Annotated in this window: 16 protein-coding genes; 13 read left to right on the top strand and 3 right to left on the bottom strand. The window is 41.8% G+C overall.

Going from position 1 to position 22389, the window contains the following annotated elements; genetic code table 11:
- Nucleotide 1 precedes the first annotated feature (1 nt).
- The 6 genes from LPA49_RS08600 to LPA49_RS08575 all read left to right on the top strand — a co-directional run bounded on the left by LPA49_RS08600 (nt 2) and on the right by LPA49_RS08575 (nt 9530).
- The gene (locus LPA49_RS08600) at nt 2–1414 is read left to right on the top strand and encodes a YdiU family protein (protein WP_075594172.1); all 1413 of its coding nucleotides are present in this window, start codon (nt 2–4) and stop codon (nt 1412–1414) included.
- A 470-nt stretch (nt 1415–1884) separates the two neighbouring features.
- Nucleotides 1885–2955, top strand: a complete 1071-nt coding sequence (locus tag LPA49_RS08595; RefSeq protein ID WP_075594171.1) for an OmpA family protein — start codon at nt 1885–1887, stop codon at nt 2953–2955.
- 570 nt (nt 2956–3525) lie between these two features.
- Entirely contained in the window at nt 3526–6123 is a 2598-nt protein-coding gene (gene acnB, locus LPA49_RS08590) for a bifunctional aconitate hydratase 2/2-methylisocitrate dehydratase (RefSeq protein ID WP_065978931.1), read from the top strand.
- A gap of 217 nt (nt 6124–6340) precedes the next feature.
- Nucleotides 6341–7282 carry a hypothetical protein gene (locus LPA49_RS08585; RefSeq protein WP_075594170.1) on the top strand — a complete coding sequence of 314 codons (942 nt, stop codon included), beginning with the start codon at nt 6341–6343 and terminating at the stop codon, nt 7280–7282.
- 363 nt (nt 7283–7645) lie between these two features.
- Nucleotides 7646–8278 carry a 2OG-Fe dioxygenase family protein gene (locus LPA49_RS08580; protein WP_118843926.1) on the top strand — a complete coding sequence of 211 codons (633 nt, stop codon included), beginning with the start codon at nt 7646–7648 and terminating at the stop codon, nt 8276–8278.
- Between the two features lie 10 nt (nt 8279–8288).
- Entirely contained in the window at nt 8289–9530 is a 1242-nt protein-coding gene (locus LPA49_RS08575; RefSeq protein WP_180311308.1) for a cysteine desulfurase-like protein, read from the top strand.
- Between the two features lie 57 nt (nt 9531–9587).
- Here LPA49_RS08575 and LPA49_RS08570 read toward each other — a convergent pair whose 3' ends face one another.
- Complete coding sequence (locus tag LPA49_RS08570) at nt 9588–11630, bottom strand: glycoside hydrolase family 97 protein (RefSeq protein WP_230236382.1); 2043 nt, start codon at nt 11628–11630, stop codon at nt 9588–9590.
- Between the two features lie 237 nt (nt 11631–11867).
- Here LPA49_RS08570 and LPA49_RS08565 point away from each other — a divergent pair, with 237 nt between their 5' ends.
- Nucleotides 11868–13469, top strand: a complete 1602-nt coding sequence (locus LPA49_RS08565; protein WP_230236380.1) for a methyl-accepting chemotaxis protein — start codon at nt 11868–11870, stop codon at nt 13467–13469.
- A gap of 78 nt (nt 13470–13547) precedes the next feature.
- Here LPA49_RS08565 and speE read toward each other — a convergent pair whose 3' ends face one another.
- Nucleotides 13548–14411, bottom strand: a complete 864-nt coding sequence (gene speE, locus LPA49_RS08560) for a polyamine aminopropyltransferase (RefSeq protein ID WP_065978382.1) — start codon at nt 14409–14411, stop codon at nt 13548–13550.
- Nucleotides 14412–14608: 197 nt separating this feature from the next.
- On the opposite strand from speE, the gene speA reads away from it, so the two are divergent.
- The 4 genes from speA to LPA49_RS08540 are packed head-to-tail and all read left to right on the top strand — an operon-like array spanning nt 14609 to nt 19592.
- Nucleotides 14609–16489, top strand: a complete 1881-nt coding sequence (speA, locus tag LPA49_RS08555; protein ID WP_036974291.1) for a biosynthetic arginine decarboxylase — start codon at nt 14609–14611, stop codon at nt 16487–16489.
- Between the two features lie 21 nt (nt 16490–16510).
- Nucleotides 16511–17389 carry an acyltransferase gene (locus tag LPA49_RS08550; RefSeq protein ID WP_036974093.1) on the top strand — a complete coding sequence of 293 codons (879 nt, stop codon included), beginning with the start codon at nt 16511–16513 and terminating at the stop codon, nt 17387–17389.
- Nucleotides 17390–17418: 29 nt separating this feature from the next.
- Nucleotides 17419–18342: an acyltransferase gene (locus LPA49_RS08545; RefSeq protein ID WP_230236378.1), complete on the top strand. Its 924-nt coding sequence runs from the start codon at nt 17419–17421 to the stop codon at nt 18340–18342.
- Nucleotides 18339–19592: a mechanosensitive ion channel family protein gene (locus LPA49_RS08540; RefSeq protein ID WP_036974091.1), complete on the top strand. Its 1254-nt coding sequence runs from the start codon at nt 18339–18341 to the stop codon at nt 19590–19592. The genes LPA49_RS08545 and LPA49_RS08540 overlap by 4 nt, the downstream gene beginning before the upstream one ends.
- Here the strand turns inward: LPA49_RS08540 and chrA are convergent.
- Complete coding sequence (chrA, locus tag LPA49_RS08535; protein ID WP_196857551.1) at nt 19589–20728, bottom strand: chromate efflux transporter; 1140 nt, start codon at nt 20726–20728, stop codon at nt 19589–19591. The genes LPA49_RS08540 and chrA overlap by 4 nt on opposite strands.
- A gap of 98 nt (nt 20729–20826) precedes the next feature.
- Between chrA and LPA49_RS08530 the strand changes: the two genes are divergently transcribed.
- Both LPA49_RS08530 and LPA49_RS08525 read left to right on the top strand, forming a co-directional pair.
- Nucleotides 20827–21630, top strand: a complete 804-nt coding sequence (locus LPA49_RS08530) for an ABC transporter substrate-binding protein (protein WP_051501976.1) — start codon at nt 20827–20829, stop codon at nt 21628–21630.
- Nucleotides 21631–21699: 69 nt separating this feature from the next.
- Nucleotides 21700–22332: an OmpA family protein gene (locus LPA49_RS08525; protein WP_036974089.1), complete on the top strand. Its 633-nt coding sequence runs from the start codon at nt 21700–21702 to the stop codon at nt 22330–22332.
- The last annotated feature ends 57 nt before the right edge of the window (nt 22333–22389 follow it).

The following is a 22389-nucleotide window of genomic DNA, read 5'->3' as shown; positions in this document are numbered from 1 at the left end:
TATGAAACTGCACACCCGATATACAGACATTAGTGATCTGTTAGCAATTGAAGACACCCCAACAGCGGTTTCTGACCCGAACTTATTGTTATTTAATGCTAATTTAGCTCGCGAGTTTGACATTAGCACTGACCCTGAGTTTTTAGCAAAACGTTTAAGTGGCTCAGAGGTAGATAACGCTGTAAAGCCTGTGGCGCTTGGCTATTCGGGTCATCAATTCGGTCATTTTTCGCCGCGTTTGGGGGATGGTCGTGCGCACTTGCTTGGTGCCATTGAAGATAAACATGGCGCATTATGGGATTTGCAATTAAAAGGTGCAGGTGCAACGGTTTTTTCGCGTGGGGGAGATGGTCGTTGTGCACTAGGTCCTGCCATACGTGAATATATCATGAGTGAAGCCTTGGCGGCCTTAGGTATTGCAACTACCCGTTGCCTTGCTGTTGTAACGACTGGAGAAACTGTTTACCGACAACCCCCACGACCCGGTGCCGTTGTAACGCGTGTGGCGAATAGCCATATCCGTGTTGGTTCATTTCAATATTTAGCAACTCAAGGTGATATTGAAGGACTTGAGAAGTTAGTTGAATACGCAATTAGTTGTCATTTTCCTGATATCAAAAGTGAAGGTGAGCAGCGTATTACAGACTTTTTAGCGGCGGTAATCGATAAGCAGATTGAGCTTGTTGTGAGCTGGATGCGAATTGGGTTTATTCATGGTGTAATGAACACAGATAACACATTAATTAGTGGTGAAACCATTGATTATGGCCCGTGTGCAATGATGAATCAGTTTGATTTAGAAACAGTTTTTAGCTCTATTGACCACCAAGGACGTTATGCTTTTGGTAATCAACCAACTATTGCAAATTGGAATTGCGCGCGTCTTGCAGAAAGCTTATTACCGCTTTTTAAAGATGAGGAACGTGCGCTCAGCGAATTATCAGCGGTTATAAATGGCTTCGCTGCTAAGTTTAACACGGCATTTGATACCATGTGGCGACTAAAGTTAGGTTTAGATGGCGAGCAAGCAGGCGATCAAGCATTAGTTTCAGAGTTACTCACTTTGATGAAACAACATAAACTTGATTACACGAACACATTTAATGCGCTGACAGAGTCATTACGCACAGATTTTTCGCTCCCGGGTAGTTTAAAAGAATGGCTTTGTAAATGGCAGTTAAGAACTTCGGGTGAAAGTTACGGGGTGATGCGCGCTGTTAATCCTGCAGTCATTCCACGTAATCATAATATTGAAATGATCTTGACTGAATATGAGCAAACGGGCACGAGTTCATCGATAGGTGAGTTGTTGAAAGTCTTAGAAAACCCGTATAGCTATGAAGAGCGATTAGCAGCTTGGTACCAGCCCCCTCATGATGGGGATAGTCATTACCAGACTTTTTGTGGTACTTAAGGGCGATGTTGAACAATATATTGCAGCTGTAAATGCTCATTTTTTAAAATCTAAGTGTTCGCCGATTGAGCAAGGTAGCTGCCAGTGATATGATTTATATCAATAAAATAGCACTAAAGTTTTGCTTTTTAACGAATATTTACAAATAAAGTTGCTTTCAACTTGTTGATTTAAAAATAACCAATATAATAGTGTAATTGGGAATGGACTTTAATCGGTTTTGAGGTCAGTAAATTAGGCGGAAAAAGCAGCTTTTGTCTGATTTTAACAAAGCGATCTAAAGGCATTGTTATGCAAAGTTATTTAGATAACCTATTATTATGGGTAATTGACTGAAATTACTCGGCAAGATATTTGTTCTGTACCGAGTGTGTTAAGTTTTGATTAACTATTAGTCGACTACTCTGTTTAAACTGATTGAGCTGGGATGACTTAGCTACAATTTTAATTGTGAAAATGGGAAGGAAACAATGAAATTAAAATCACTTACTATTGCTTTAGCATTAGCTGCAACTAGTGCATCAAGCTTCGCAGCCGAAAAACAAGGTTTTTATATCGGTGCATTTGGCGACTACTATGATGCGTCTTGGGAAAATGTTCGCGATTTCGCGCCAGGTGGCCTAGATGTTGATGACTCTACAGGTTGGGGTTTAGAGCTAGGTTATCGCTTCAGCGATTACTGGAGCGCTCGTCTTGAGTATGCTGATATGGATTTTGATTACAGCGTAGCTCTGAACGACGGCACGACTATGAGCGGTTCAGAAAGCGGTAAGCGTTACGGTATCGATGGTTTATATCACTTCGGTGGTGGCCCATTCTACGGTATCTTCGGTTTGAAAAACCTTGATGCAGTTGACGAAGACCTAATGTTCGCTAACCTAGGTGCTGGTTACCAACATTACTTCACTGACAATTTCGCATTTAACGCTGAAACGTCTCTATACCAAGGTCTTGACCGTGGTTATACAGATGTAGGCGCTAAATTAGGCTTAAGCTATATTTTTGGTGCTCAAGAATCTTCAGCTGAGCCAGTTGAGCCAGCTCCAACAGTTGTTCCTGTTGCTGTTGAGCCTGTAGACAGCGATGGTGATAACATCCCTGATGCTGACGACCAATGTGCTAACACACCGATGACTGATGCAGTTGACGGCACGGGTTGTACATTATATGAAGACCGTGAAGTAACGAAGAGCTTACTAATCACGTTCCCTAACAACACATCTAAAGTGTCTCAACAGTACTTAGATGACATCGCTAAAGCTGCTGCTTTCTTAAAAGAGCACCCAGGCACTAAAGTACTACTTGAAGGTCACACTTCATCTGTAGGTAAAGCTGACTACAACAAGTGGTTATCTAAGAAACGTGCTGATGCCGTTGCTAAGAAACTTATTGAAGATGGTATCGATGCAGAGCGTCTAACGACTGTTGGTTTAGGTGAAGAGCGCCTTAAAAACCCAGCTAATACAGCTGAAGCACATGCTGAAAACCGTCGTGTAGAAGCACACGTAAGCGTTATTGAGCGTGTAAAAGTAGAGCGTTAATAATTAACCTTTGCGACTAATTTTAAAAACCCAGTCAAGTGCTGGGTTTTTTTTATGGTTAAAATAGTGTGCTCATAAGGATAAGTCGTTAAGCCAATCTGCAAAAATACCTACCCCAGTTCACAATAACGCTTAACTATTGTGAGGTGCTAAATTTGTCGCTAGCTGCGTTAAAAATGTCTGATTTACGACTGCATTGATTGAGCTGGTAGAGCGATGCAAAAGCAATTGCTAAAAGCAGCTAAAAGACAAAATTTTGTCTTGTTATTATCGAGATTTTCTTGCCTTTAAATAATGCGCTTAATAAAGCGAATAGGGTTAAACGCACTGTTAATGACCGCTAAAGCAGATAGGAATGATTCTTAGTTAATAAATATTCATTTGAATAGCTTTTTTTTCTACCACTATTCATGTTATTTATAGTGAATATAAAGTGCCTAACCGCAGCATGGATTTTCATCTATACTTAAAAGCTTTATAATTAACCGTCAGAATACTATAAGTACTGGGTAATGATTGTATTTAGTTTAATACTACCGAGTACTCTCACGTCACCAAGAGGGCAATATTGTGCTACAAGAATATCGTAAACACGTAGAAGAACGTGCCGCGTTAGGTATCGTACCAGCGCCACTAGATGCTCAGCAAACGGCTGATCTTATTGAACTAATTAAAAACCCACCTGCAGGTGAAGAAGAGTTTATCGTTGATCTTCTTGTTAATCGTGTACCACCAGGCGTAGACGATGCTGCATACATCAAAGCTGGCTTTTTAGCGGCAGTAGCAAAAGGTGAAACAAGCTCACCATTAGTATCAAAAGAAAAAGCGGCAGAGCTATTAGGTACTATGTTAGGTGGTTACAACATCGCACCTATGATTGAACTTTTAGACGACGAAGCGTTAGCGCCAATTATCGTTAAAGGTTTATCAAACACATTATTAATGTTCGATGCTTTCTACGACGTAGAAGAAAAAGCGAAGGCTGGTAACGAATTCGCGAAACAAGTTATCGAGTCTTGGGCAAATGCAGAATGGTTTGTAAATAAACCAGCCGTTGCTGAAAAAATTTCTGTTACTGTTTTCAAAGTAACGGGTGAGACAAACACTGATGATCTTTCACCTGCACCTGATGCATGGTCTCGTCCAGATATCCCACTGCACGCTTTAGCTATGCTTAAAAACGAGCGTGACGGTATCAACCCAGACAAGCCTGGTGAAGTTGGTCCAATTTCACAACTAGAAGAGCTTAAAACGAAAGGGTTACCGCTCGCGTATGTTGGTGATGTAGTTGGTACGGGTTCATCGCGTAAATCTGCAACTAACTCAGTGCTTTGGTTCATGGGTGATGATATCCCTCACGTACCTAACAAGCGTGTTGGTGGTGTATGTCTAGGCGGTAAAATCGCGCCTATTTTCTTCAACACGATGGAAGATTCTGGTGCATTACCAATCGAATTACCTGTTGATGAACTAAACATGGGTGACCAAATCGATATCTTCCCTTACGAAGGTGTGGTTAAGCGTCACGGCACTGATGAAGTTATCTCAACGTTCTCTTTAAAATCAGACGTAATTCTTGACGAAGTGCGTGCTGGTGGCCGTATTCCACTTATTATCGGTCGTGGTCTAACAGACAAAGCGCGTGCATCTCTAGGCCTGGAAGCAGAAGATATCTTCCGCAAACCTGCTCTTGTTACTGACTCTGGCAAAGGCTTTACGCTTGCACAGAAAATGGTTGGTAAAGCATGTAACATGCCTGGCGTACGTCCTGGTCAATACTGTGAGCCGAAAATGACTACCGTTGGTTCGCAAGATACAACAGGTCCTATGACACGTGACGAACTTAAAGATTTAGCATGTTTAGGTTTCTCTGCAGACTTAACAATGCAGTCTTTCTGTCATACATCAGCATATCCTAAGCCAATCGATGTAAACACTCATCATACGCTTCCTGATTTCATCATGAACCGTGGCGGTGTATCACTTCGTCCAGGCGACGGTGTAATCCACTCATGGTTAAACCGTATGTTATTACCAGACACCGTAGGTACGGGTGGTGACTCGCATACGCGTTTCCCTCTAGGTATTTCATTCCCAGCAGGCTCGGGTGCGGTAGCATTCGCAGCTGCAACAGGTGTAATGCCACTTGATATGCCTGAGTCAATCTTAGTACGTTTCAAAGGTGAAATGCAGCCAGGTATCACGTTACGTGACCTAGTACATGCTATCCCTTACTACGGTATTAAAGAAGGTCTTCTAACTGTTGAGAAGAAAGGTAAAATCAACGAATTCTCTGGTCGTGTACTAGAAATCGAAGGTGTTGAGCACTTAACAGTTGAGCAAGCATTTGAGCTTTCTGATGCGTCAGCTGAGCGTTCAGCGGCAGGTTGTACCGTTAAACTTTCTAAAGAATCTATCGCTGAATACCTTGAGTCAAACATTGTCATGCTTAAGTGGATGATCTCTGAAGGTTACGGTGATGTTCGTACTATCGAACGTCGTATTAATGCAATGCAAGAGTGGTTAGCGAACCCAGAGCTTATGGAAGCGGATGCCGATGCAGAGTACAAACACGTACTTGAAATCGACCTAGCTGAAATCAAAGAACCTATTCTTTGTGCGCCAAATGACCCAGATGACGCACGTTTACTATCTGACGTTACAGGCGAGAAAATCGACGAAGTATTCATCGGTTCTTGTATGACTAACATTGGTCACTTCCGTGCTGCGGGTAAACTTCTTGATGGCTTCAGCGGTCGTATTCCAACTCAGTTATGGGTTGCTCCTCCAACGAAGATGGATAAAGATCAGCTTACTGACGAAGGTTACTACGGTATCTTTGGTCGTGTAGGTGCGCGTATTGAAACTCCAGGGTGTTCATTATGTATGGGTAACCAAGCACGCGTTGCTGATAAGGCGACAGTTGTGTCTACGTCTACTCGTAACTTCCCTAACCGTCTTGGTACTGGCGCAAACGTATTCTTAGCATCAGCAGAGCTTGCAGCGGTTGCTGCAATTCTAGGTAAGCTGCCTACACCGGCTGAATATCAAGAGTACGCAGATAAGATCAACGCAACAGCAGCTGATACTTATCGCTACCTGAACTTCCACCGTATGCCTCAATACACTAAAAAGGCAGATCAAGTAATTGTTCAGCAAGCTGTGTAATAAGTAACTAATTGAGTTTTACTGTAAAAGGCCCGCATTATATATGCGGGCTTTTTTATTAACTTTTTGTTCAGTTTTATTTGAAATACTAATACGTTTGTCTACACTGATTAATGTAAAGAGTTAATTAGTGTAACTTAATGTTTAAAAGTGTAACCAAGGAAGGGCTGCATCTATTTCTTGGCGACGCAGACTCTGTATTTCAAGGAACTGAATAATGAAAGCACTCCTTTTTCTACTCCCATTTAGTAGTTCTGTATTGGCAGTTAACCCCTCTTTTAGTGAAGTTAGAGTAGGTTTCGAAACAATTAGCTACAGCGAAACTTTAAATGATGTTGCAGGCTTTGGGAAACTTAATCAATCTATTGATGTAACAAACCCTGCCGTACGGCAAATTTCATACACAGGTATCGATGATAACTGGGGCTTTTATATTGAAAGTGCTGCAACAATATCCACAGAAATTGAAACTGAGACGTGGTACATGGATGACTTTGGTGCTATTCAAGAAAATGCATTTAAAACGAAAGCGAATGAAATTGGTTTTAAGGGGGCGTATAATTTTTCTCAAACAGTGCAATTTACACTAGGGACAAAGTTTTTTACTTCTAGTTTCACGCGTTCGAATTTTGCATTTGTACAACCCGGTGCAACAGCATTCGACGAAGCATTAATCGCATTATCAGATGATCCAAATAATCCCGCGCGATTTACATTACCCGGTATGAATTCAGGTAATAATACAGGAGAGCAGCAGGATTATGCTTCGCAGTTACGTCCGGTTATTTCGGTTTCTGAAGATCAAATGGGGATCTTGCTGACCATAGGAGCGCGTTACGATAGTCGCTTGCAAAAGAGTTTTAATAAATATAGTTGGTATATTGAAACTGAACTAAGTACACCTATGTATTCTGAGATTCAGAATACGCAATTTGAAACCTCGACACTCACCGATAGCTTTAATGGTTGGGGTGTTATGGGGCGAGTAGGAATGCGATATCAAGTACTGTCTCATATCGCATTGATTGGTGGAATCGATGCTCAGTATAAGTCACGTGATATTGTGACCAAGAATCTAGAAAACGGTCAACGCCTTCGTGTACCTGAAGTTGAATACAGTAATGTATCGTTTGCATTAGGCTTACAATGGAGCTATTAATATTCGGTGATTCACTCTTTTAATGAGACTGTACATTCCGATAAGCAGATTACGCGAGTGAATTTGTAAGTGTCTCAGATACGACGACCATAACTTATTGAGTAAACTAAAAGCCACGGTTCGCTGTGGCTTTTTATCAACTTCACATTGTCTTGTTATTTAGCGGTTTGAAATAGGTACCCTAAGCTTAAACGGTGTATTTCAGCACTTTTTATTTTTTTAGATTAAACTTCTAAAATAAGAATAAAAACGATCTTAAAATTAAACAATAGACCGGTTGTGTTTACATAAAAACGCAAAATTTCCTCATCAATTGCATTAAAATCCTCGTCAATATTCTCAACGTATTAAGGCGAGATCTTTATGACTACATTAAACAACCAGAATCTTTTACAACTTCGTTTTGTAAGCCAATCACATATTGACGCAGTAAAGCCTTCTTTTGCTAATTTACCCGCTAACCCATACGCAGATGGCGCATTTCGTAAACGTCGCTATTCGGTAATTAAAGTGGTTGATGGCGAATTAAAATTACAACCAACAAAAGCATTTGTTCAAGATGATTCAATCAATACGTTTCAAGGTAATGTAGAGCGTACCTATGAGAATCTTGAAGACAGCTTATTAGCCAGTGATGGCATGAAGCAAATTGTTCATCAATTCCGTGAAATGACCGGCATCAGTGCTGACCGTGATATTGAAATTCATCAATTTAGAATGCTTGCGATCGACAGTGACACACCTGCTGCACCTGAAGGGGTTCATCAAGATGGTTTCGACCATGTATGTGTCTGTGGTGTATCACATGAAAATCTCGAAGGCGGTGAGCTACTTGTTTACGAGAATCAACAAGCTGATCCTTGCTTTAAAATGGAAATTAAAGACGGCATGTTCGCACTCATTAATGACCGTGAAGTGTGGCACAACGCAACACCAATGAATAAATTAGATGCAAGCAAAGAGGGTTACCTTGATTGCTTCGTGCTAACTGCGTAAGGAAAATACGATGAACTTAACGCAATTACGTCGTCAATTTCCGGCATTAATGCAAAATGTGGCTGGTACATCGCCAGTTTTCTTAGATGGTCCCGGTGGCTCACAAGTACCGCAGTCTGTTTTAAGTGCCATGAGTGCGTATTTAGGTTATTTCAACTCAAACCTAGGCGGTGCTTTTTTCTCAAGTGATAAAACTGTTGAGCTAATGGCCGATGCTCGCCAAGCAGCGGCAGACTTACTGAATGCGCCTTCTAAAGAGCAAATCGTGTTTGGTGCTAACATGACAAGCCTCACGTTTAGCTTTAGCCGTGCGATTTCTCGAGATTGGACTGCTGATGATGAAATTATTGTCACTAACGCAGATCACTACTCAAATGTATCCTCTTGGCAGCAAGCAGCTGAAGATAAAGGCACATTAGTTAAAACGGCTTTAATTAACGAAGCCGATTGTAGCTTAGATATGGCTCATTTTGAGAGTTTATTATCAAGTAAGACAAAACTCGTTGCCGTGACATATGCATCAAACACCACTGGTTCAATTAACGATATTAAACGTGTTGTCGAGCTTGCCCATGCTGTTGGTGCCCTTGTATACGTGGATGCAGTTCACTTTGCACCGCATGAGCTGATTGATGTTCAAGCACTTGATTGTGACTTTTTAGCATGCTCTGCCTACAAGTTTTTTGGTCCTCATTTGGGTCTTGTATACGGTAAGCGTGAGCATTTAGAAGGTTTCACCCCGTATAAAGTAGAACCCGCGAAAGACGTCATCCCAGGCCGTTGGGAGACGGGGACACAAAGCTTTGAAGCTTTAGCTGGCTTAATTGCTGCCGTTGATTACATTGCTGCTATTAGCGAGTTGGATGATAGTCATTCGCGCCGAGAAAAATTAGCGGCTGCTTTTGCTATTACTAAACAACATGAAATGACGCTCAGTAAGCATTTCTTAACTCGCTTAGCCGATTACTCACGTATTAAATTGTTTGGTATTAATGACGTTGCGCGCTTATCAATGCGTACTCCAACCTTTGCATTAATCTTTGAAGGCATTGAACCGCGTGTTGTATCTGAATTTTTAGGTAAACATCACATTTGTGTATGGGATGGCAACTTTTATGCACAAGGTTTATGCAAGCAATTAGGTGTATTAGACACGGGGGGTGTAGTGCGTATTGGTTGTATGCATTACAACACAATTGAAGAGCTTGATCAGGTGTTCGATTTGTTTGATCAGTTATTAAAAATAAATTAATACCTTTAAACATGATGCTACAACGTGGTTGTAGCATCATTTTCTTGTGACTTTCTTTTACAGCGCTTTAAAACGAATCGCGACACCACCACTTGTGGCAAGTTTTAAAGTGAGTTTATCGCTTGCAGACACAATGCGTTTCTCTACTTTTAAGTCGTAGGGATTGTTAACCCATTCAGCTTTATCGCCATCACGGTAAATTTGCGCCTCAAAGCGTTTACCTTTCTCTAAAAAGTCGAGTTTAACTTGCAGTGTACGTGCATTTTCATCAGTGACTGCACCTAGGTACCAGTCATTGCCTGAATAGTGATCGCGTTTACGCTCTTTGCGTGCAAAGACAACGTAATCACCTACTTCACCTTGCAGCGCAATACTGTGTTGCCAATCTGTAGGCACATCTTGAATAAATTGGAACGCATCCGGTTTTGCTAAGTAATTGCGTGGTAAGTCAGCAGCCATTTGAATAGGGCTGTACAGTACTACGTATAACGCCAGTTGCTTTGCAAGTGTTGTTTGTGGACGATTACTATCAGCACCCAACCCATTGAACCCCATATCAAAAATACCTGGGGTGAAATCCATAGGTCCCGCTAACATACGTGTGAAGGCAAGCATTGGAATATGCTCTGGTGGATTGGGCGGTGTGCCCCAAGCATTAAACTCTTGGCCTCGCGCGCCTTCACGTGCAATCCAGTTTGGATAAGTGCGGCGTAAGCCAGTATCTTTAATGGGTTCGTGAGTGTTGATGCTGATTTTGTGCTTTGCTGCAAGTTTCACGTTATAAAGGTATTCATTCACCATGAATTGACCATCGTGCCACTCTTTACGCACTATGCCATTTTCATCAACACGTTTAATATTGCCACCATCTGCAACATAGCCCGTTTTTACTTGGCTTACGTTTGATTTTTCATACAGGGCAAAGGCATCTTCCATTTGGTTACGATAATTAGTGACATTCCCCGAGGTTTCGTGATGACCAATTAGCTGTACACCTTTCTCTTTGGAGTAGCGAGTAAGCTCTGCAATATCAAAGTCGTCATAGGGTTTGGTAAAACTGAATACATCACCGTTATAGAACCAGTCGCCATCCCAACCAATGTTCCATCCCTCGACAAGTACACCATCAAAACCATATTGTGCGGCAAAGTCCATATAGTATTTGGTGTTTGCGGTCGTTGCGCCGTGAATTTTTCCACTTCCCCACGTATTTTCATTAATATGCATACCCCACCAAATACCCACATATTTACCGGGCTTAACCCAAGATACATCACCGAGTTTATTTGGTTCATTAAGGTTGAGAATGATGTCAGAGTTAATTAAATCAACTGCTTCACCCCCAATTTGAATAGTACGCCACGGCGTGTTGAATGCGCCATGTTTCTTAACGGCAACCCCATCGGACCACGGTGTTAAGTCAGCTTGGAAAGTACCATCACGGCGTTGGTTTAATACCATACCCGCGTAATCGACCAGCGCAGCTTCGTGGATGCTGATATGAACACCTTCTTTGTTTTTAATAGTAAACGGAGTGTGTACTAAAGGGGCTTTGTGAACAGGCGTGGTGTTATAAACATATTCGTACCGATTCCAACCGCGAGCAGGTATCCACCATGCAGTTGCATTGGCTGAATCGGTGATTGCAAATTCAGTGAGCTCTTTGGTGATCTCTACATCTTCAAAACCTGATTGATTCGGTAGTTCGTAGCGAAAACCGACCCCATCATTAAAGGCACGAAAACGCACGGTAAAGGTGCCACTTTGGGGTTGTGGCTTTTTAAAGGTGACAGCAACTTCGTTGTGGTTATCAACTACCGTTTGGCGTTCACCCCAAGGTTGTTCCCAGCTGCTTTTTACAGAATTAGTCGTTTGGCTGCTAATTTTATAGCCTTCACTCATTGCAGGTTGTTGTTTAAAAACAAGTCCTAAAGCAGAGTGTGCAATAACTTGCTTTCCCGCAAAGCTGATTTCATAGCTAGGGGTGTGTTGTTCATCAGAAATCGTGACTTTAATTTGCCCATCAGGCGAACTGACCGTGGTAGTGTGTGCTAAACACGTCCCTGAGAAGGCAGCGAGTAGTAAGGCTGTATATTTCATTATTATTCCTTGGCGATGCAGAATATGGATTGTTGTCGGATATGTTCCTATAAGCTTTAAGCATAAATTGACTTGCCTGCTAATACGAGTGATCTGCATACGTATTCAATTTTCAGGTTGTAATAGCCGCCTTAATTAAATCGCCTCATTTTGTATTTTTAATTTCGCACACTTTTACTATTTTTCTACTAAGATCTTAAGGAATGAGCTGGTTTCGAATTTGATTTAGGAAAACGTATGAAGTTACAGAGTATTCGTGTCAAAAGTTCACTGCCCATTGTGTTGCTTGGGGTCGCTATTATTATATTAATAGCTGGCTACAGTTATTTAATTAACTTACAAAAAGAAGCCATAGATACGCAATCGGAGCGATTTTTAAATGCGGTGTCAGTTATCGTGAATGCAGATCGAGATTTGTATCAAGCGAAAGTGGCAGAGCTGCATTTAGTGACAATGGATAAAGGTGATCAGTCTTTTCTAGCGGAACATCAAGAAAATGCTGACCAAGTGCAAGAGCGCTTTGAACAATATTTATCTTACATGTCACCTTATCCAGAAGTGTTAGCACAGTTTCGTAATTTTAATAGTGCTTTTGATGCATGGTATTCGGCATCGACAGCCTATATTAATAGCGCAACCAGTGCGTCTCAAAATCAAATGGCAGAACAGTCCTTTTCGGCGCTTCGTAACATTTTAGATAAAGCGGGTGAGGTGGCAGAACAAACCTCGCAGTCCGAAACTGAAAAGCTAATGGATAAAATCACAGGTTTTAAAGCATTACTAATGATAATGATTGCCGTGGTATTAGTAGTTGCGGGTTGGTTTAGTTATGTCATTCCACGACAGTTAACGACCCAAATGAATTATGTTACTGAACGAATAAACGAAATTGCGTCTGGTGATGGTGATTTAACTGGGCGTATTAATGTTAAAACCCAAGATGAGTTTGCAGATTTAGCAACCGCGTTTAATCGCTTCTTGGATAATTTACAGCAATTGATAAAAGACATACTTGAACAAGCCAAAGAATTACAAAGTCTCGGGCATGATCTAGATTCGTTTTCAAATCAGAACCATCAGGTTAATCAAAAGCTTAGTCAGGCATCCGAGTCAATTGTGAGTGCAGTACACGAAATGAGTGTTGCAAGTCGTGAAGTCGCAAATGTGGCGCAACAGTCTTCTCATGAAGCAGATAATTCTCAGCAATTGGCTAAGAAGGGGTTATCAGCGGTTGATAACTCCAGTAAGAAAATCGTTGCTTTGTCTGAGAATATGGATCACGCAACGCAGCGCTCTACCGAGTTACAACAAAGCTCAGATAATATAGCGAAGGTACTGGAAGTGATCCGTGCAATCGCAGAGCAAACTAACTTACTGGCACTGAATGCGGCAATCGAAGCTGCGCGTGCTGGTGAGCAAGGTCGGGGCTTTGCAGTGGTTGCCGATGAAGTAAGAACATTGGCAACGCGTACTCAAGAAAGCACGAACGATATTCAAACCATGGTTGAACAATTTGCTTCAAGCGTTGAGCAATCTTTGCAGGCTATAAACAGTGGTAAGCGTTTTGCCGATGAAGCTGTTGAATCATTCACACAAACGAATGACGTGCTTAATGCGATGCAAGCCTCATCGGTAAAAGTGAATGATATGGCAATGCAAACAGCACAAGCCACTGAAGAGCAAACGGCTGTTGCGGATGAAATTAGCCAGAATTTATCTGATTTAAATGATCAAACCCAACAAGGAGGCGGCTTGGCAAGTTCAACACAAGAAGTGGCAAACCGAATGAATCAGCTCACCAATGAGCTAAATCATTTAGTGAACCGTTTTAAGGTGTAATGCCCCTCTGCGTAAACTATTCTAAAGGAATTAAAAAAGGGCTCAGCGAGCCCTTTTTAATCAATAAACAACCTTACCTTACTTTTTCTCAAAAGCGCGCTTCATGTAGTTAGGTGTTGCTAGTGCGCCGTAGTGAATACCAGCGTTGTAGTATTCAGTTCCTTCAGATAGTGTATTCGCGTCGTCTTCACGAAAGCCATCAAATGCCTGTGATTTACGTGCAAGAGTAACTGACCATAAACCGCTTGGGTAAATTGGTTGTGGAAATGGCAGCGTTTGTAGGTCATTAAAGCCCACGTCTTTCATCGCGTCACGCATCTCAACTAATAAAGGCATGTGCATAAGCGGTGATTCACTTTGTTGAATGAGTATGCCGCCAGGACGAAGTGCTGTTAGACAACTTGTATAAAAAGCATGGTTGAATAACCCTTCACCTGGGCCCACCGGATCGGTGCCATCAACAATAACCACGTCAATTGATTCTGGTGCAGCTTCACGCATGTATTTAATGCCATCATCAAACATCACTGTGGCACGCGGGTCTTGGTTTGACTCACATAATTCAGGGAAGTATTTAAGCGACATTTGCGTTACAACTTCATCAATATCGATTTGCGTGACGCTTTCAACACCAGGGTGCTTTAATACTTCACGCAATGTGCCACAGTCACCGCCACCGATAATCACTACATTTTTAGGATTAGGGTGCGCAAGAAGAGCAGGATGGCTGATCATTTCGTGATAAAAGAAGTTCTCACGGCTACTTACCATTGTACAACCGTCAATAATCATAAGATTACCGAAGTCAGTTGTTTCATACATCTCTACTTTTTGAAACGGCGATTGCTGTTCATCAAGCTTTTTGTTTATACGCAGTGAAAAGGCGCTACCATCACGGTCACTAATTTCAGTGAACCAGTTGTTTTGATCTAAATTAGCCATCTTGCTTATACACTTTTAGTTAATGGTAAAAAAGGGGGCAATTCTGCCAGTGCTTGGCCAATTGCTCAATCAAATTTTAATCAGTATAGCGAATATTTTTTATCACTTTGGCATATAGGGCAATTTTTGTTAGCGTGGTAGGCGCGAGCGTATTAAAATGCGCGTTTATATTTAACGAATTTACAGAAGACATGGCCATGACTTGGGGTTTAGACAAAGCACGCGAAACGTATAATGTTGCTCATTGGAGTGACGGTTATTTTGATATTAACGCACAAGGTGAGCTGGTCGCTTACCCTGACGGTGATCAAACTAAATCTGCAATTTCTTTATCTGAACTCACCGAGCAATTTAAGAAGCAAGGTCTTACCTTACCTGTTTTAGTTCGCTTTACTGATATCTTGCAAAATCGGGTTGATACGCTGACAAGCGCTTTTACTAAAGCTCGTCAAGCTCGCGACTATCAAGGCACTTATACGTGTGTTTACCCAATTAAAGTGAACCAGCAACGTTCGGTCGTAACAAAGCTACTTGCTCACCCAAGTGGTTTAGTGGGTCTTGAAGCGGGTTCTAAACCTGAATTAATGGCAATTTTAGGTGTTGCCAAAGAACCGATTACCATTGTTTGTAATGGCTACAAAGACAGTGAATTTTTACGTTTAGCGTGCATCGGTCAAGGTTTAGGTCACAAAGTGCATATTGTGGTAGAAAAACTGTCAGAACTTAGCACCTTATTAGCTGAAATTGATGACTTGGGCATTGAACCATCGATTGGTATTCGTATTCGTTTAAACTCTGTGGGCAAAGGCAAGTGGCAGAACACAGGGGGTGAAAAAGGTAAGTTTGGTTTAACTGCTGGGCAGGTGCTGTCTGCGGTTGAATTACTTCAGTCGCGAAACAAATTACATTTAATGCAGTTGGTGCATTTTCATATCGGTTCTCAAATTGCCAATATTCGTGACATTCATCGCGCACTTCGTGAATGTGCACGTCATTTTGCCGAACTAACCCAGTTAGGTGTACCACTTAATACCGTTGATGTAGGTGGGGGTCTAGGCGTTGACTACGAAGGGTCTGGTTCACGTAGTGCGTGTTCTATGAACTACAGTGTTGATGAGTATGCGCGTAATGTTGTGAATGCATTTGCAGAAGTGTGCCAACAACATGACTTAAAGCAGCCTGCAATAATCACCGAATCAGGGCGTGCGCTAACGGCGCATCACGCGGTATTGATTACCGATGTGATTGATGTCGAGCGTGCGCCAAATCATGTAAATCCAACTCCGCCAGAGTCAAACAATGTTTTAGTGCTAGATGAAATGTGGCAATGCTTACAGCGCTTAACACCTCGCATGGCGCTGGAGATTTATCATGATGCAATGCATTTATTTAGCGAAGCACATGATCAATATGTCCATGGTCTTCTGACGATGCTGGAATGGGCGAAGCTTGAGCAACTTTATTTTACTATTTTACATCGCGTTCGCGCTTCACTGAGCGACAATGCGCGTGCACACCGTGAAGTGCTCGACGATTTAAATGAGAAGCTTGCCGATAAGTTGTTTGTTAACTTTTCACTGTTTCAGTCGTTGCCAGATGTGTGGGGGATCCAGCAATTATTCCCTGTAATGCCTGTTGAAAATTTACATAAACCACTCACTCAACGCGCGATCATTCAAGATATTACCTGCGATTCAGACGGTCAAATTCGCAATTATGTTGAGGGAACCGGTATTGAAAGTAGCTTACCTATCCCTGAGTATAAATCAGGTCAGCAGTACCACATTGCCATGTTTTTAGTCGGGGCTTATCAAGAAATCTTAGGCGACTTACATAATTTATTTGGTGATACCGATTCAGTGCACGTAGAGCTGACAGAGGCTGGCTACCAATTAACCAATGCGATTAAAGGCGACAGTGTTAAGGACGTATTAAAGTTCGTTGATTATGATAGCGATATTCTGGCTGCCAACTTCGCAAAACGTGTGGATGAGCTGGAAATTGATGCGCAATCTAAGGCACAATATTTGTCTGAATTAAATGCGGGCCTTGCTGGCTATACGTATTTTGAAGATTAAAGGTTAAAGGAATAAGTAGTAATGTCCGTTATTCGTTGTGTATTGAGTATTTTATTTTACACCCTAAATACGCTGTTTTGGTTCGTGCCTATTTTTTTGTGTGGTTTGGTTAAACTCATTCCAATTAAACCATTACAAAAGTTGATGAGTTGGATTGCTAAGCAATGTGCCACAGTGTGGGTTACGTGCAATGGTATAAACCAAAATGTATTTGCTTCTTATCAACTGAATGTAACGGGCCTTGAGCAACTTCGTTCAAAAGACTGGTACTTAGTGATTGCTAATCATCAAAGCTGGGTTGATATTTTAGTCATGCAGCGTATTTTTAATCGCCGTATCCCGTTTTTAAACTTTTTCTTGAAAAAGGAATTGATATACGTTCCTTTTCTAGGGCTTGCATGGTGGGCGTTAGACTTTCCGTTTATGACGCGTACTAGCAAGTCACAGCTTAAGAAAAATCCAAAGTTGCGCGGAAAAGATTTAGAAACAACGCGTAAAGCCTGTGAAAAATTTAAAGAAATGCCAGTAAGCATCGTAAATTTTGTGGAAGGCACGCGCTTCACCGCTGAAAAACATGCGCGTCAAAAGAGCCCTTTTCAGTACTTATTAAAACCGAAAGCGGGTGGTGTGGCGTTTGTTATGCAAGCTATGGGTGAGCAGATCTCAAAAGTTGTAAATGTCACCATTCACTACCCGGGTGGTATTCCAAGTTTTGTGGATTTTGCCAGTGGCCGAGTGAAGCAAATCGATGTTCGCGTTGAAGTGATGGATGTCAGTCCTAATTTAATAGGTGATTACACTGGTGATGCAGACTTTAGAGTGAATTTTCAAGCGGAGTTAAATCGTATTTGGGAAGAGAAAAACCAGCAGCTTGCCCAGTTTGAATCGCAAGCTGAGTAGATGCTGCTGGCACAGCTGAGAGCACACATATGTTAAAGAAATTTTTACCTAATTGGTTAACCGGATTGTTGGTCAGTATTGTGCTGTTTGCCAATGTCATTCTTTGGGGAACCCTTGTGTTGCTGTTTGGTGTGTTGAAACTTATTTTACCATTCAACATCATTAGTCACATTTTGCATGGTGCTTATCGGGGATGGTGCAAAGGGAATCGTTTTGCTCTGTGGCTAGGTTGCCCGAATATTGAAATTAATATTAAAGGCAATGTTAATCGCGATAGCTGGTACTTACTTATTTCTAACCATATGAGTTGGTTAGATATTGTGGTGCTTAGTGCGATTGATGTATTACCGGCGCCAAAGTTTTTTCTAAAAGATGAGCTAAAGTACGTGCCTTTTATTGGCACGGGTGCGTGGGCGATGGGAATGCCTTTTATGAAGCGTGTCAGTAAGTCGCAGCTGGCTAAAAACCCAAAGCTTAAAGGCCTTGATGTTGAACGGACCAAGCGAAGCTGTCGTGATTTTCGTAATCACCCAACCACCATTATTAATTTTGTTGAGGGGACACGTTTTACCCCGCAAAAGCATACAAAACAGAACAGTCCATTTGGTTATTTACTCAAGCCGAAAGCGGGAGGGATTGCGTTTGCGCTGGAAGTGCTGGGTGAACAGTTTGATGCGTTACTTAATACTTCTATTATTTACCAAAGTGAGGGCAGTCATATTTGTCGCAACTTAATGCGTGGCCGATTAACGCTCATTAAAGTAGATATACATGTGCAGGCTATCAGTGCTGAGATGATTGGTGATTATCAACATGACCGTGAATTTAGAACCGCTTTTCAGCAACGAATCAATGAAATTTGGCTTCAAAAAGACGCGCAATTATTTAATTATTATCAGGCCAAACAAGGTAGTCTGGTAGCAAATATCAGTAAGGAAGTTGAAGCACCATGAAGCAAACTCACCTGCAACAATTGGTTATGCCTTGGTTTGAAGCAATGCCAGATGCGGAGCTTTTCAGTGCGCTGACAGCCACCGCAATTGGTGTGATTGCTTTATTGCTGGTGTATGTCTTTACTCGGCGCTTAATGCTTCCTGGAATACAAAGTGTTGTAACGCGCCTTTCGCCAGAACGCATTGGTGCATTAGCACCCATGCTAACTAAACTTAATAGACGTTTTGCAGGAACCTTATGTTGCGTGTTGTATTTAGCAACATTCGACAATGTTTACCCTGTCACAGAGGTGGCAGCGTTAGTTTTAAAAACCATTGGTCAAATTGTTCTGATTATTTATGGCGGTTTTATCATCAGCAGCATTGTCAGTATTGCTGGGGGCATTTATAACCAGCTGGAGTTTGCCCGAGAAGTCCCCATACAAGGTTTGATTCAAGTTGTCAAACTGATCACCTTCATGATCTGCGCTATTTTGATCGTCAGTATATTACTTGAAAAGTCGCCCACCTATATTTTATCTGGTTTTGGTGCCATTGCAGCGGTGACCTTGTTAGTGTTTAAGGACACTATTTTGGGGTTTGTTGCCAGTATTCAAATTGCTGCTAATCGCTTAGTTACTTATGGTGATTGGATTCAAGTTGATAGCTATGGCGCTGATGGTGAGGTTATCGACCTTGGTTTGAACACGGTAAAAGTGCGTAACTGGGATAACACGATTACCACCATTCCTACCTACATGTTGGTGGCCGGTTCATTTAAAAATTGGCGGGGTATGCAGGAGTCGGGTGGTCGTCGAATTAAACGCTCTTTAAATATAGATATGAACAGCATTCGTTTAGTTGATGAGGCTTTCCATACGCAAATAAATAGCGCGATACCTCTGCACGACTACATTCGTGTGACAACGTTACCTGATCCTGTTACGAATTTAGGTTTATTTCGTCGTTATGCTGAAGGATACTTGAAACAGCATGAAAGAATTAACCGTGATTTGACCCTCATGGTGCGAGAACTTCAGCCATTTAATCATGGCTTACCAATTGAGTTTTATTGCTTTAGCGAAGACAAACGTTGGATATCGTACGAACATCTACAAGCAGAGATCATGGATCACCTGCTTGCAGTATTGCCTATTTTTGGATTGCGCCCATATCAGAGTGTGACGGGGCAATTTTCGGCTAATGAGCAGCATGTCGTAGATAAACCAAGTATTAAAGTGGTTAACGCGGCGCCTAAAAGTAAAGACTAGAGCGACTGCACTGCCAAAGCGATACCAATAAAGCCAAGTAATAACCACCAAATAGGGGGCTTAGCGACCCTTAACCATGTGAAGGCTGTAACCACTAATACAATCTGCCATATGTTGTTGATTGTGCTGAGCCAAATCGGCGAGTAGAGTGCTGCCGCTAAAAACCCGACTACCGCAGCATTGAGAGCGGCAATACTGCCAGCAAAGCGTGGTTTATCAGCCAATTGTAGCCAGCTTTTTAAAAATGCAAGCATCAATAAAAAGCCCGGTAAAAAAATCAATAGCGTCGCAATAAGTGCTCCCAATAGGGGAGAATGAGGTGTCAGTTCAGCCCCTAAGTAGGTCGCTATTGTAAACAGAGGGCCAGGAATTGCTTGAGCACTGGCATAGGCTGACAAAAACTGCTCGGTTTCAAGGCTTGGTATGCTCGCTTGCAAAATAGGTAGCACAACGTGCCCCCCACCAAACACCATCGCCCCTGTTTGATAAAATGGAGCAAATAGTGAGGACCACTCGCCAAAGGGTAAAAAGCTCGCGATAAGCAATACTGCAAAAATGATAAAAGGTAACCACGATACTTTAACGGGTTTACTTACATTCTCATGCTGAGGGAGTTTATGTTGTGGATAAAGCCAGCCAATAATCGCAGCTATAATTAACACAAAAATTTGGCTGGAAAACTGTGAAAAAATAATCAACGATAACGTGCTTAATACCGCGATAAGTTTAAGTAAATGTGTTTTACAAAAGCTCACCGCCATACTGTAAGTTGCATCAGCGACAATAACGATGGCAAATAATTTAAGTCCCGCAATAACAGCAAAATAAATGTTACCAAATTGGTGGGCACTCAGTGCCAAAAAAAACATAATTAAAAAAGACGGTAGAGTAAACCCAATAAAGGCACACAAACCGCCCAATAGACCGCCTTTCTCAACCCCAATCGCAAAGCTTACTTGGCTTGAACCCGGACCTGGTAATGCTTGGCTTAAGCTTATTAGTTGTGCGTAGCGCTCGCTATTTAACCATTTTAAGTTATCGACAAAGTGACGTTTAAAATAGCCTAAGTGCGCTGCGGGGCCACCGAAACTCATGCAGCCTAATAAAAAAAATTGCTTAAATATAACTAGTAACATTGTTTTCGCCATCGAATCTAATCACCTAATTATGACAAATTTCTATGACATTTTTGTGGTTTTTATGACATACACATCGCTAGGATATATAGTAAGGTATGAACGTAGTAACGAGTAACCCTATGAGACTGAGTATCGTAAGCCTATTATTAGTACTTATATCAAGCTCCTTGTATGCAGAACCTGTGCAGAGGGTTATTGTTGCGGTTGATCATTCTCCTCCCTACGGCGTTGTGTCTGAAAAAGGGCATGTGAGTGGCGCGGTGGTCGATATTATGCGTGAGCTGCAACGTACCATACCGATGAAATTAGAATTTGTCGCTTGCCCATTTTCTCGCTGTTTAAAAATGCTCGAACAAAATGAAGTGGATGTGATGGGCGGGTTAATTCGTACCAGCGAGCGTGAGCAAAAAATGCAGTTTATGTCTCCTCCGTACATGATGTTGTCTTCTTCTTTTGGGTTCTATGCAAGAGCAGACCGTGACATCGTTATAAATCGTTACCAAGACTTGCTAGGAAAGCGCATCGCGGTCATGCGAGGAGCCGCTTATTTTTCGCGTTTTGATAATGACAGCTCACTCACTAAAGTGGAGGCTTTGAGTGAAGGTAATGCGTTTGAAATGCTGCTTAAAGATCGCGTCGAACTCGTTATTTCAGTTGAAGATACCGCGGATCATGCCTCGGGTTATTTACAACTCCCTTCACAGCAGATCGTCAAAATGCCTTATCGCTATAAAGACATTATTTACGGCCATATGGCTGTTAGTAAACAGTTTGCCGACACCTCGTTAGCAAAGGAAATTCAATCTCAGTTACACGCTCTTGTACGTAATGGACGTTTAACAGAATTAGTTAAAGCGTATAACCTACCAGCTGTTACACTTATTAAAGAGAACTATTAACCTAATGTTCATGATTTAGTGTTCATAATTGTTAATAGATCAAAATTACTAAATGCCATGGAGAGACACATGAGTTTCAGCAAGTCGATTTTAACAGTGGGTGTTTTAGCCGTTTTATTAACGGGGTGTGAAACAACTAACACAGGTAAAGGTGCTGCAATCGGTGCCGCAACAGGTGCGGTATTAGGTAAAGCAACAGGCGATCATGATGATAAGCGTATCTTTATTGGTGCGGCCATTGGTGCGTTAGCGGGTGCTGCTGTCGGTGACTACATGGATAAGCAAGAAGAAGCATTCCGTGACGAGCTAGCAGGCTCGGGTGTTGAAGTGGTACGTGAAGGCGATAATATTCGCTTAGTTATGCCATCAAACATCACTTTTGCGACAGATCAATCTTATATCTCATCAGGCTTTCACAGCACCCTTGATGCCATTGCACAAGTGATGAACAAATACGAAAAAACCTACTTAAGTGTTGAAGGTCACACTGATAGCACAGGTAAAGACAGCTATAACATGACACTGTCGCAGCAACGTGCGCAAAGTGTTAAAGATTATTTAGTTAATCATCAAATTATGTCGGCACGTATTAGCACACGTGGCTATGGCGAAACACGCCCTGTAGCGAGTAATGATACAGCCAATGGTCGTGCTTTAAACCGCCGTGTAGAGATTCAAATCGTACCAAACACACAAGGTTAGGCTTAATGTAGTCTAGATTTGTGGTCAGGTTTGATATGCCCTTTCAAACCTGACATC

It is taken from the genome of Pseudoalteromonas sp. MB41 (assembly GCF_020966275.1).
Taxonomy (GTDB): domain Bacteria; phylum Pseudomonadota; class Gammaproteobacteria; order Enterobacterales; family Alteromonadaceae; genus Pseudoalteromonas; species Pseudoalteromonas lipolytica.
The sequence above is the reverse complement of the archived record's forward strand: the minus strand, read 5'-3'. Positions and strand labels throughout refer to the sequence as shown.